The organism is Capsulimonas corticalis (assembly GCF_003574315.2).
In the GTDB taxonomy this organism is placed as follows: domain Bacteria; phylum Armatimonadota; class Armatimonadia; order Armatimonadales; family Capsulimonadaceae; genus Capsulimonas; species Capsulimonas corticalis.
The window spans coordinates 5,801,314-5,813,996 of record NZ_AP025739.1; the positions used below are offsets into that span (position 1 = coordinate 5,801,314).

The 12,683-nt window shown below is 62.7% G+C and carries 9 protein-coding genes and 1 pseudogene; 2 read left to right on the forward strand and 8 right to left on the reverse strand.

Annotation, left to right across the window (positions count from 1 at the left end; all coding sequences use genetic code 11):
- Together D5261_RS24910 and D5261_RS24915 are read right to left on the reverse strand one after the other, a co-directional pair.
- Positions 1-3,975, reverse strand: a complete 3,975-nt coding sequence (locus D5261_RS24910) for a SpoIIE family protein phosphatase (RefSeq protein WP_119319430.1) — start codon at positions 3,973-3,975, stop codon at positions 1-3.
- Complete coding sequence (locus tag D5261_RS24915; RefSeq protein ID WP_165863906.1) at positions 3,972-4,757, reverse strand: sensor histidine kinase; 786 nt, start codon at positions 4,755-4,757, stop codon at positions 3,972-3,974. Before D5261_RS24915 ends, D5261_RS24910 begins: the two co-directional genes overlap by 4 nt.
- 141 nt (positions 4,758-4,898) lie before the next feature.
- Between D5261_RS24915 and D5261_RS24920 the strand changes: the two genes are divergently transcribed.
- Complete coding sequence (locus D5261_RS24920) at positions 4,899-5,672, forward strand: SDR family NAD(P)-dependent oxidoreductase (RefSeq protein WP_119319428.1); 774 nt, start codon at positions 4,899-4,901, stop codon at positions 5,670-5,672.
- Positions 5,673-5,774: 102 nt separating this feature from the next.
- Complete coding sequence (locus D5261_RS24925) at positions 5,775-6,143, forward strand: Spy/CpxP family protein refolding chaperone (RefSeq protein WP_119319427.1); 369 nt, start codon at positions 5,775-5,777, stop codon at positions 6,141-6,143.
- 67 nt (positions 6,144-6,210) lie between these two features.
- Here D5261_RS24925 and D5261_RS24930 read toward each other — a convergent pair whose 3' ends face one another.
- The 6 genes and pseudogenes from D5261_RS24930 to D5261_RS24955 all read right to left on the reverse strand — a co-directional run bounded on the left by D5261_RS24930 (position 6,211) and on the right by D5261_RS24955 (position 12,678).
- On the reverse strand, positions 6,211-6,903 hold the full coding sequence (locus tag D5261_RS24930) for a ThuA domain-containing protein (protein ID WP_119319426.1): 693 nt from the start codon (positions 6,901-6,903) through the stop codon (positions 6,211-6,213).
- A 273-nt stretch (positions 6,904-7,176) separates the two neighbouring features.
- The gene (locus D5261_RS24935; RefSeq protein ID WP_119319425.1) at positions 7,177-8,316 is read right to left on the reverse strand and encodes a 5-(carboxyamino)imidazole ribonucleotide synthase; all 1,140 of its coding nucleotides are present in this window, start codon (positions 8,314-8,316) and stop codon (positions 7,177-7,179) included.
- Positions 8,316-8,813, reverse strand: a complete 498-nt coding sequence (gene purE, locus D5261_RS24940; RefSeq protein ID WP_119319424.1) for a 5-(carboxyamino)imidazole ribonucleotide mutase — start codon at positions 8,811-8,813, stop codon at positions 8,316-8,318. The genes D5261_RS24935 and purE overlap by 1 nt, the downstream gene beginning before the upstream one ends.
- 11 nt (positions 8,814-8,824) lie before the next feature.
- Positions 8,825-10,498 (reverse strand): annotated as a pseudogene (carB, locus tag D5261_RS24945) (carbamoyl-phosphate synthase large subunit); the annotation flags it as partial.
- Between the two features lie 174 nt (positions 10,499-10,672).
- A complete protein-coding gene (locus tag D5261_RS24950) occupies positions 10,673-11,146 on the reverse strand; it encodes a DinB family protein (RefSeq protein WP_119319422.1) in 474 nt (157 codons plus the stop codon).
- Between the two features lie 119 nt (positions 11,147-11,265).
- The gene (locus tag D5261_RS24955) at positions 11,266-12,678 is read right to left on the reverse strand and encodes an ArnT family glycosyltransferase (protein WP_119319421.1); all 1,413 of its coding nucleotides are present in this window, start codon (positions 12,676-12,678) and stop codon (positions 11,266-11,268) included.
- Between the last annotated feature and the right edge of the window lie 5 nt (positions 12,679-12,683).

Consider the following 12,683-nt stretch of genomic DNA (forward strand, 5'->3'; position numbering starts at 1 on the left):
TCACTTCCTCCGCTTCACCAGCCGCACGCAAGACCCACTCTCCATCTCCGGAAACTGAACCTCATCGCTCAATACCCGCATTAGCGGCAGGCCGCGGCCGCCGGTTGCTTCGGGCTCGGGCATATCGGGGAGCCGCTTTTTGCCGCGCAGGCCTGGGCCGTTGTCGATCACGTCGACCGCCATTTCGTTTGGGCCGATTTGAAATCCGCGCACCTGGAATTGATCCTGAGGGCCGCGCGGGGATCCGTGACGTACGGCGTTGGTGACGGCTTCCGTCACGGCGGTTTGGAAATCCTCGATTTCGGTCAGCGAGAATTGCAGCGTCTCCATCCAGTGCGCGAGCGCCTGGCGGACCTCGGCGGCGCAGTCGGGGGTGCTGGCGAATGTGAAATCGAAGAGGGTTTCCGCAGGTGAGACCGCTTCCCCGTCCAGGCGCAGAGAGGCTTGCGATGTCGCGCTGCGGACGTCGTCGCTGGGGAGATCGCCGCTGGGTAGTTCCTCCTGGCGGCGAATCACCATGAGCGCCATGTCGTCATGCGGTTTGTTCTCCGCCCACTGCATCGCCAGATTCTCCAGCATCGCGACCAGGGCGGCCGGATCCGCATCCATGGGAGCGCGGTCCACGGCCTCGATAACGCGTGAGAGATCGAGCAGCTCGCGGGTCGCCGCGCGCGCTTCGGTTAAGCCGTCGGTGAACATGACGATCGAGTCGCCGGGCTGGAGATACACGACCGCTTGTTCATAGCGATGGTTCATGATCCCCAGGATCGGGCCATTGGGCGGCAGGATCTCCGTTCCCCCGCTCGCGCGCTTAAGGATCTGCGCCTCGTGCCCGCCGTTGGTGTAGGAGAACCGGCCTGAGGCGGGATCGAAGACGCCATAGAACAGGGTCACGAAGTGCTCGCCAAGGCCGGTCGATTCGCCGCGCAGCGCCCGGTTAAGTCGGCTGAGAACGAGGCTGGGCGCGGCGGCCTCGGTGGCGAAGGCGCGGAGAGAGTATTTGACGGTCGCCGTCTGCACCGCCGCCTTCAGTCCCTTCCCCGAGACATCGGCCATGACCAGCGCGATCCTGCCGTCGGGCAGCGTCACGGCGTCGTAGAAGTCTCCGCCCACATGCGCTTCATCCAGGCCGGCTTTGTAAGTCGCCGCGAGCCGAAGCCCGGAAAGCTCAGCGGGGATATTGGTGAGAAACGCCGTCTGGAGCATGTCCGCCACACGGTGCTCGCGCGCATAAAGACGCGCGTTTTCCAGCGCTAACCCCAGCAGGTCCGAGATAGCGCTGACCAGCGCTTCTTCGTCCGGAGTCCACCGGCGCGGCTCGCCGCACTGCTGCACGGATAACACGCCGGCCCATTCCCCGCGCTGAACGATCGGGCAGGCGATAAACGCGCGCGCCGTCAGCGTGCGCGGCGACTGCTCTCGGTAAGAGCGCAATCTCGGATCGTCGAAACAATCGTGGACGATGACCGTATCGCCGGCGGTCCATGCATCCAGAAAATCCGGATGGACCAGAGAAAGCGGATAGGAAATGGCGACGCGATCGATCCCGGGAGCCTGATATTGGTGCTGTGAGACCTCCAGGACGCTTTGCCCGGCGTCTAAGCTTGACCAGACGACCCGGCTCGCGCCCAGAGCGCGGCCGACTTCGGTCGTCGCGATATTCAAAATATCCGCCGCGTCCAAGGATGTCCGGAGCTTGCGGCCAACGGCGTTCACAAGCACTTCCCGCGCGGTCTGCGCCTTCGCCTCCAGATACAGGTGGGAGTTATCGACCGAAAGCGCGACGCGGCGCGCGACCTCTTCCGCCAGCGCCAGATCGGCCTCGCCGAAACGAATGCCGGACTCCGCGCCGACAAACGTGATGGCCCCGATCACTCGCCCCCGAGCGATCAAAGGCGCGCAAAGGAAGGAGGAGACGCCCAGTTCTTGCAGCATGGAAAAATGCCGGTCATCCACGGCGTAACGCCGCCGCATCTCGTCCGTGATATGCGACGTCAGCATCGGCTTGCCGCTTTGTATGACGGCGTAGATGCCGTCATCGCGCCCCCGCGCGTGCGGGTACTGCGCGTCGATCTCATTCGTCAGCGTCACCTTCGTGGGGTCGGAGTGTGCGAGGGCTACCCGCCGGAGGCCGCCGTCTTCTTCCAGGACATCGATCGCGCACCAGTCCGCGAAGCGGGGCGTCACCAGGTCCGCCACTCGCGCCAGCGTCTGCTCATAGTCGAGAGAAACGCTGACCACGCCGCCGACCTCATCGAGGAACTGCTGCGTGCGCTCGGCGCGCTGCTGATCGTCGATATCGGTGCATGTGCCGAACCACTTGACGATGGTCCCATCATCGGCGTGCAGCGGGACCGCGCGGGCCAGATGCCAGCGAAATTCGCCATCGAAGCGGCGCAGACGATATTTGGTTTCGTAGGGTGTTCCCTTTGTCAGCGCCGCCGTCCAGTCGGCGATCGTATGCTCCAGATCGTCCGGATGCATCACCGGGCGCCAGTTCCAGCCTTTGGTTTCATCCAGAGTGTAGCCGGAATAGTCGGTCCATTTTTGATTGAAGTAGTCGATATCGCCGTTAGCCTGCGCCGTCCATACGATCTGCGGAATGGCTTCGGCCAGGAACCGATAGCGACGTTCACTCGCCTCCAGCTGCACGCGCTCATTCTGTGTCGCTTCGAAAAGCCAGGCGTTGTCGATCGCCATCGAGGCGCGCCGGGCCAGCTCCTGCACGACCACCTGGTCGGAGGGACGGTAGTGCAGATGATCGCGGGAGAGAACAAGCGACACGGCGCCGATCACCACGTTTCGCACACGCAGCGGGACGATCAGATAAGAGTGGAATTGCAGGTCATGAAGCAGCGCGCGGTGTTCGTCGCTGCGCGCCACGGCCTCGGCGAATCCGTCCGCCACGGTTTCCGTCAGCACCGGGTTTCCAGTGCGCAGCGCCTGACTGACGGGATGATCGCTCGCCAGATCGGGCGGGTTCTGTGTGAGGATTTCACGGACGATCGGTTCGGTGATCGGATCCATGTAGGCGACGGACGCGCGGCGGATCACGCCGTCCTCCAGCATATCGACCACGCAAAGGTCCGCGACGGCCGGCACCGCGAGTTTGGCGAGAGTTTGGAGCGTGCTTTCGTATTGCAGCGAAGCGGCGAGGGTCACGCCGGCTTCCGCGAGAAACTGAATGGCGTTTTCCGCGCGCTTGCGCTCGGTGACATCGAGGACAAACGACAGGGCTTGAAAGGTGGGTTCGTCGAGCAGCGAGGCGCTGACGATCACCGACACGCGGCTGCCGTCTTTGCGGAAATACTCTTTTTCCACCGATGTCGACGCCCGGTCAGTGCGCAGGTCCAACACCGCTTGCCGGCTGATATCCTGGTACTCCGGCGGCGTCATCGCCAGCCAGTTAAGCCGGCCCGCTTCTAAGTCTTCGCGCGTATAGCCGACCATCTCCAGAAAAGCATCGTTCGCTTCGGTAATCGCGGCGTTCTCGTCCCAGAAAACAATTCCCAGGACATTGGTTTCGGCGACGCGCCGAAACCGCGCCTCGCTGGCGCCGAGCGCCGCCCCCATCTCCTTCTCACGAAGCTCCGCCCGGCGAATTCGAAGGACGTTCTGGAGAGTCTGCCCAAGCCCTTCGGGGGTCATGAGCGCCTTGGCGAGGTAGTCCGACGCGCCCGCCTTCATCAGCTCCACGGCGACAAGTTCGTCGCCGTGACCGGTCAGAACGATGATCGGCACGTCGTTTCCCAATGCGCGAACCGCGTGGATCACATCGAGACCGTCGCCGTCCGGGAATTGAAAGTCCAGGATCACGCAATCGATCGTGGAAGCGGACAGCGCCGCCAAAACTTGCGCGCAGCTGTCCGCCTCCACGATCTCGACCTCCCGCAGAGTCGAACGCAGATCGCGACGAACCGCCATCCGGTCCACAAGGTCATCGTCTGCAACCAGGATATGCAAACGTTCGGTCATTCAAGGTTCCCATTTCTCACACCGACGTTTTCGAAGTCTGGGGAAAGCTTCGGCCAGGTAAAGCCGAAATCGGCCCCCTGCCCTTCGTCCGATTCCAGGGAAACAGCGCCGCCCTGGCGCTCGACAATCTTTTTGACCAGCGCCAGCCCCAAACCGGCGCCGTCCACTTTATCGAGCGACTCCAGCGTTTGAAATATCTGAAAGATGCGTTCGTGATAGCGCGGCGATATCCCGGGGCCGTTGTCAATGACATGGAACTCGTAGTCGCACTCCTGCTCCCGGCAGGCGACGCGAATTTGTCTGGACGCGCCGTTCCCATGCTTGATTGCGTTACCGATCAAATTGAGAAAGACCTGCTCCAGCTGCGTCAGGTTCGTCGAGAGCGTGGGGAAATTTCCTTCAACACGGATCTCGATTTCCGGAGGCGGGGCGAGCAAATCGATCGTCTCATCGACGAGATTGCGCACATCCACCGTTTCGATCTGCGTGTCGGCGCGCCCCACGCGCGAGTACTGCAAGATCCCCTGGATCATGGCGTCCATCCGGTGGACACGGCTGCGCAGAAGGGCCAGCTGGCTGGCGGTTTCTTCCGGGACCTGGTCGCCCAGATCCTCTTCGATCCATTTGGCGAGGTTCGCGATCCCGCGCAGCGGCGCGCGCAGGTCGTGAGAAACGACATAAGCGAACTGGTCGAGCTCGGCGTTCCGCTGCGCCAGCATTCGCGCCAGCGCGCTGTCGGAGTTGCCGTCCATCGGCTCTTGTGAAGAAGGGAATGATTGCATAACGATACTGCCAGGCGTGCGCGATCCCGTGAATCTGCCGGATAATTGTAGCATACCGACAATCCAAATGCGCATTTGCATGGCGAGGGGTAAGGCGGCGGCGCGTTCCTGCCGATAATCTCAGTTGGGAGGAATTGACACATGGCCAGAATGACCCAGGAACCGGCAATGGAAGGTAAGGTGGTGATCGTCACCGGCGCTTCCAGCGGCGTTGGCTACGCCACGGTGCGCCGGCTCATTCATAGCGAGGGAGCGACCGTGATCGCGGTGGCGCGGCGGCGTATGTTCCGCATCGAGGCGCTGGCGAACCAGGCCGCGAAGGGACAGTTGACGGCGATTACCGCCGATATGGCGGATCGCGGACAGGCCGACGCCCTCATGGCGCAGGTCTTCGAGAAGTACGGTCACGTGGACGCCTTCGTGCACGCCGTTAACCGTGTCTTGAAGCTGAGCGCGCTCGACGTAACCGACCAGGAGTTCGACTTGACGATGCAGGTCAATGTCAAAAGCGCCCTCTACGCCGTGCAGGCCCTGACGCCGCACTTGCGCCGGCAACGCTGCGGCGGCATTGTGATCTACAACCCCACCCCTTTGGAAACCGAGGCGTTCGTCGCCTCGGAAGCCGTGTATGCGGCCTCCGCCAACGCCCTTTCCGCGCTCGCCAGCGGCTGGCGGCGCCAACTGTCGTCGTTCGGCATCCCCGTCGTCGAGGTGGCTCCCTGCCCCGCGAAGGAAGCCCTGCTCGCGACGCAAACGCCACACGACCAGCAGATCGTGGAAACCCTGCGCGACACGATGTTTATGACGCCGCGCGCCGGCCTGACCGCCATTCCGGAGCCGCTGCCGCCGCACGCGAACTTCTCGGCGCCGACCGTGATCTCCGAGCGAGGCGGACTGCGACTGATGACGTTCTAAAGCGCCGAACATCTCAGAGAAAACTTCGGATTGAACTAATGAGCTCTCCTCCGCGTCAGTAACCCCGACGCACACATTTACCGCCGAGGAGGAGACTTATCCATGAAACCCGTCATTTTCGCCGCCGTTGTTCTGACGCTCGCCAGCGTCTTCGCCACGTCCCAGCCGACCTTCGCCAAAGGCGCGCACGCCGGAAAAGCGGAAGCAAAGAAGCTCGACAAGCTTTCCACCGAGCTTGGCCTCACCGACGCGCAAAAGTCGCAGATCAAAACGATTTACATGGGCGAAATGCCCAAGATCAAAGCCATCCGCACGGACGCCAATCTCACCGACGACCAGAAAAAAGAACAGATGAAGCCGATCCGCAAGGATATCCGCATCCAGATCGAAGCGATCCTGACGCCGGATCAAAAGATCAAATGGGCGCAAATCCGCAAAGATCACAAAAAAGGCGCGAACGCACCCGCCTGACGCCCACGCCAAAACGGCCGCCGCCCCAGATCGGGACGGCGGCCGTTTCGTTTTGCGATCGGCCGGATTACGCGGCGTCTTCCGCGTGCGCCGCCCAGAGCAGGCCGCGCACCATCAGCGGCAGGACTTCCGCCTGCGTGACGATGTTCGCCTGATGTCCCAGCGCGTTGTACGACACGCGGCCCTCTCCATAGTAACGCGTCCAGATCTGCGGCATATCGAACTTACCGTTCTTGACATGCGGCCCATCGGCGACCGGGAACTGCGTGACGGCCAGGACGTGGTTCGCAGGATCGGTGTGCAGATAGTACTGCTCAGACTTCACGGCGAACTCGGCGGGGCTGCCCTGCGTGATAAAGTGATCGCCGTCCGTGATGCGCACGGTGTATTCGGTTCCATCGTTGCCGGGGTGCGAAATCCACTGTCCGCCGGTCATGAACTGCCATTCCGTTTCATTGCGGAAGGAGTCGCACATGCCGCCATGACAGCCCGCGATGCCGACGCCGCTCTTGACGGCTTCCAGCACCGGATTGAGCTGTTCGCCGGTGATTGTCCCCATCGTCCACACGGGCACGATCAGATCGAGCGCCTTCAGCTTGTCGGCGTCGAGAAACGCATCAAGCGTATCGGAGACTTCGACTTGAAAGCCCCGCTTTTGCAGTTCAGTCGCAAAGATCTCGGCAACTTCTTTGGGCTGGTGTCCGTCCCAGCCGCCCCATACGATCAGCGCGGAGCGCGCGGCTCCATTGTTCTGTGACACGGTCGATTTCTCCTTGGTCGTCGGACGGATATTACTACGGCGATCACTACTGAAACATTTCAAGTTGGCCAGGATGCCCCATCCCGGCGCTGCGGGCGCACCCTCCTGGCAAACCCACCCCGGCCCTTCGGGCCACCCCTCCCGCCGACGGGAAGGGTTTGGAAGATTGCCTCTGACGAAAGCTGACTGCGATAACACACTCTGAAATCACCCTTCCCGTCGGCGGGAGGGGTGGCCCGAAGGGCCGGGGTGGGTTTGCCAGGGAGGGGGCGGTCACCCCAGCGCCGCGCGCGCGCGCCGCACAAGCTCCGCGGCCGCTTCCGGTGTTTCGGCGGCGGCGTTCAAGTGTCCCATCTTGCGGCCTGGTCGCGCCTCGGCTTTGCCGTACAAGTGCAGCTTGACGCCGGGAATGGCGCAGGAGGCGGCCCAGTTGGGTGATCCCGATTCCGGCCATACGTCGCCGAGCAGATTCGCCATCGCGGCGCCGGGGCGCAGCATCTCCGTGGAGCCGAGGGGCAGGCCGCAGACGGCGCGCAGCTGCTGCTCGAACTGGCTGGTGACGCATCCGTCGATGGTCCAGTGTCCGGAGTTGTGCGTGCGCGGGGCGATCTCGTTGACCAGCAAATTGCCGTTACGGCCGAGAAAGAACTCGACGCAGAGGACGCCAACGACTTCCAGCTCCTGAAATATGGTCCGCGCAATCTCTTCCGCTTCGCGCAGAACCGCTTCGGGAACGGTCGCCGGGGCGAGGGTCACGTCCAAAATATGCTTCGCGTGGGTGTTCTCGACGAGACCGAAGTGCGCGAACTCGCCGTCCACGCCGCGCGCGCCGACCAGGGACAGTTCGCGCTCGAAGTCGATAAATCCTTCGAGTACGGCGGGCTGGCGGTCGATGCTATCCCAGGCTGCGATGGCGTCTTCGGGATGCAGGATCTTCGCCTGGCCTTTACCGTCGTATCCAAAGCCGGCCGTCTTCAGGACGCAGGGCGCGCCCAGTTCTTCGACGGCGCGCGCCAGGTCTTCGGCCGTATCGATGGCTCGAAACGGCGCGCAGGGAATGCCGGCGGCGTGCAGAAAGGTCTTTTCACGCAGCCGGTGCTGCGCGGTGTGCAGCGCCGCGCGTCCGGGCCGCACGGAGACGATCTCGCCCACCGCGTCCAGCGCCGCCACGGGCACGTTCTCGAACTCCTGGGTAACCACATCCACCTGATGCGCGAAGGCCCGCAGGGCGTCCAGATCGTCATAGGCGCCGACGACTTCAATATCGGCGATCTGCCCGGTCGGTGAGTTGGCTTCCGGGGAATACACCGCAACGCCGTACCCCATCTCGCGCGCCGCGAGGGCGAGCATACGGCCCAGCTGGCCGCTGCCGAGGATACCGATCGTGGCGCCGGGCAAAATCGCTTCGGACATTAGGGCAAGGTCTCCGCCAGCACTTTTTCCGTCTGCTCGGCCCGGAAGGCGCGCAGCTTCTCACGCAGCGCGGGACGCGTGTTTGAAAGCATCGCGACGGCGAGCAAGCCCGCGTTGATCGCTCCGGCTTTGCCGATTGCGAGCGTCCCGACGGGGATCCCGCCGGGCATCTGCGCGATCGACAGCAGCGAATCCATTCCGCTGAGCGCCGCGCTCTGGACGGGAACGCCCAGCACGGGCAGCAGCGTCTGCGCCGCCACCATGCCCGGCAGGTGCGCCGCGCCGCCGGCGCCGGCGATGATCACTTCGAGGCCGCGCCCTTCGGCGCTCGCGGAGAACTCATTCAAAAGATCCGGCGTGCGGTGCGCCGAGACGATCCCGAATTCATGCGGCACATCGAACTTCGCCAGAATTTCGACGGCGTGGCGCATGGTGTCCCAATCGGACTTGCTGCCCATAATCACGGCGACCAGAGGCGCGCGCTGCGGTTCGCTCATACCGACACCCCTTCCGTCTCCCCGCCATAGCACGAGTAGAAGTACGGGGTCTCCGCTTCAAACTCGGCGGCGCAGGTGTCCACCATCTTGTAGATCGGCGCGCAGTGCGCCGTTTTGCGCCAGGCGCGAAGCTGGGTCTCTTTCACACCGAGGACATCGGCCAGATGCCGGTCGGCAAAGCCCTTGTTCTTGGCGGCCACCAGCAGCGCCTGCGCCTCTTCGTCGAGCGTCTCCACGTGATGGAAACGCGCGGACTGTTCGCGCAGCTTGGCCTCAAACTGGACGAGCCGCTGGATCTTGGTCAGGAACCAGGGATCGACGCCGCTCAGGTCCGCGACTTCCTCTACCAACAGCCCACGGTGGAAGGCTTCAGCGATCAGGAAGAGGCGCTGGTCGGTCGCGCTTTGCAGGCCGGCCTCAATCTCCATGTCCGTCAGCAAGTCGCCGTTCTTGGGACGCAGCCCGACCTGTCCGATTTCCAGACTTCGGATGGCCTTGAACAAGCCGCCCTCAAAGGTGCGGTCGATCGCCATGACTTCGCCCGTCGCCTTCATCTGCGTGGTGATCCGGCGGTCGGCGGCGGTGAACTTATCGAATGGCCAGCGTGGGATCTTGACGATGATGTAGTCCAGAGCCGGCTCGAAGCACGCCAGCGTCTTCTTGGTGACGGCGTTCTGGATCTCGTCCAGCCGCAACCCGATGGCGATCTTGGAGGCCACGCGGGCGATGGGATAACCCGTCGCCTTACTCGCCAGCGCCGACGAGCGCGAGACGCGCGGGTTCACTTCGATGATGTAGTAGTTGAAGGAGTCGGGATCGAGCGCCATCTGCACGTTGCAGCCGCCTTCGATGCCGAGCGCCCGGATGATCTTGAGCGACGCCGTGCGCATCATCTGATACTCTTTGTCCGAGAGCGTCTGCGACGGCGCCACAACGATCGAGTCGCCCGTGTGCATGCCCATGGGATCGAAGTTCTCCATGTTGCAGACGGTGATGCAGGTGTCGGCGGCGTCGCGCATCACCTCATACTCGATCTCTTTCCAGCCGGTCAGATAGCGCTCGACCATAACCTGATGGCTCGGCGACAGCTTCAAACCGCGCGACCCGATCTCGACCAACTGCTCGGGCGTGCGGGCGATCCCGCCGCCGGTGCCGCCGAGCGTATAGGCGGGGCGAACGATCAGCGGCCATGGGTTGCCTTCGGCCTTCGACAGTTCGACCAGCGCGCCCTCATCTTCAATAATCCAGGATTCGGGGACCGGCTCGCCGATTTCGCGCATCAGCGACCGGAAGATCTCGCGATCTTCCGCCTTGCGAATGGTGGCGAGCGGCGTGCCGAGAAGCTTGACATTGTACTTCTCCAGAATGCCCGCCTCGGCCAGCGCGATCGCCATATTCAAGCCCGTCTGGCCGCCCAGCGTCGGCAGCAGTCCGTCGGGACGCTCCTTGGCGATGATCCGCTCGATAAACTCCACGGTCAGCGGCTCGATATAAACGGCGTCGGCGGTCTCGGGATCCGTCATGATCGTCGCCGGATTCGAGTTGACGAGGACGACCGAAACGCCCTCTTCGCGCAGCGACTGGCACGCCTGCGTGCCGGCATAGTCAAACTCGGCCGCCTGGCCGATAATGATCGGCCCGCTGCCGATCACAAGCACTTTCTTCACATCTGGGTTCTTTGGCATAATAGTCTTTCCGTCAGGGGAGCGAGGCCCTCACCCCCCGGCCCCCTCTCCCAATTTTTGGGAGAGGGGGAGTCAGAGTTTTAAGTTAAGATCTTTGGATCTTTGATCCAACTCTTAACCCTCTCCCCGAATGAAGAGAGTTGGCGAAGGGCCGGGTGAGGGCCTTCCTCGCCTTCAATTCAAATGTCCGTTCCAAGCTCCGCGCGCGCCGTCCTGGATTCGCTGTCGGATACGGCCGTAGTGGTAGATCTCGCGCTCCATCGCATGCCAGATCAGCCACGCGACCGTCATATTCGTTTCCGGCCGATTTTCCTTCGGGTCGGCGGGAACGGTCCGCACCGCCCGCAGGCCCTCGCGTGAGAAGGGCTCCATGATCAGTTCTTCCAGCTCACGCGTCGCCTCCAGCAGCTCCACGAGCGCGCGCGACGTCCCGTAATCCGCGCGCCTTGGAACTTCGTATTCGTTGCCGCCAATGAGGCGCCCCACGAAGAAACGCGCCTCGGTCACAAACTCCAGCACAATCTCGGCGACCGACGGCAGCGGCGGCGCGGGCCGCATGAGGATCTGCGGCTCGGTCAGCGATTCAATCGCGTCGATCAGCTCTTGATGGATATCTCCCCAAAAGGGGTAGAGTTCGTTGAGTTGCATTAGGATGCCCCCCGGCCCCCACAGGGGTTGCAAACCATGTTTTCGAAAACGTGTCGTCCGAATCTTTATTGCGCCAGCATCTTTATGGTTTGCAACCCCTGTGGGGGCCGGGGGGCATCCTACCGAACCCGATAAATATCCACCACATAACGCCCGTCGCCGCCCAGTTCCACCGCCCCCACAAAGTGCTCCGGCGTCACCAGCTTCGGATAGTGCGCAATCCACCATCCTCGCCACTTCGGCGCGCGCGTCACGGCGATATGGGTCGCATTCAAACGCTCGACGGGATGGTCGTCGTTCGACAACCCCGGCTGCACCGGCGCCGCCGTATACTTTGTATCCAGACAAATCTCCGGAGCAAAATCTCCCACCATACGGACATCGGACGATATTCCCAGCATGCGGACGATATCGGAAGGCATGGAAAAGATTGTCACGCTTCGCTCCGTCTCTTGCTTTACGATCCAGGCGCCGCTGACGGCGAGGAATACGCAGACGCAAGCGATGCGCGGCAATCGTCCAATCGATTGCGCCCCCATCGCGGCCAGGGCGCAGAGCGCCGGCAGGAACAGCACATAATAACGGCTCGGCGCGTAATTCGAGAGCAGACAGAAGGCGACGCCGCCAGCGATCCAACCCCACATCAGCCATGACGCCCGACTGCGCACACGTCGCGCGGCGATAGCGGCCAGCACAATCACGGATGGCAGGAACGCGCAGAGATATGGCAACAGACCGCGCTCACCGTCCCAGAATGCGCGCCGGATATTCAGCCACACAGAGAGCAACGTGCGCGGAAGGATCTGATGCGATACGAAGTATGCGTTCATGCGCCGCAACTCACGGCCATGCGGGATCGTCCAGACAATGGCTTCGATCCCAAGCACAACGCCTAATCCTGCAAGGCTCCAGAAGCCAGCGCGGTGTTCAGCAGGATTCCCTCGCCAGCAACAAGCAATCAGAATGGCGGGCGCGGCGATCCCGGCGAGCGATTTAAAGACAATCGCAACGCCTAAACTCATTCCCGCCGCCGCAAACCATATGGCGCGCTTTCGCCCATCGGCGCTTTCGCCGTACGCCCAGCTCGTGAAGGCCGCCACCAACCAAAAGGTCGTCGGAGTTTCCTGCAAGGCCATTCGGTTATAAAGCAGATACGGCGCCGCGAACGCGAGAAACAGCAGGCCGAGATCCGCCACAGAGCGCCCCACGCTGCGGCGCAGGCCCAGCCATAACAGCAACAGCGTTAATAGGCTGAACGCGAGGGAAACGCCGCGCGCGATCAGAACATCCACACCGAAGCCAGACTGTCGGAACGCCGCTTCCTGAATGAAGCTGAGCAGCGGCGAAAGCAGACGGTCGTGAAAGTTGCCCGGCGCCAGCGTTCCGAAGAGCGCGCGATGGCGCGCATCCAGGGTGTAAAACCCCTCGTCGGTGAAGATCCCGCTGCTCCACGAAAGCCACATCGGTGGATCGTCGGCGACGCCGATGACCCGCACGACGATCGCCGTGAGGACAATCAGCGCCAGGAGCAAATTTC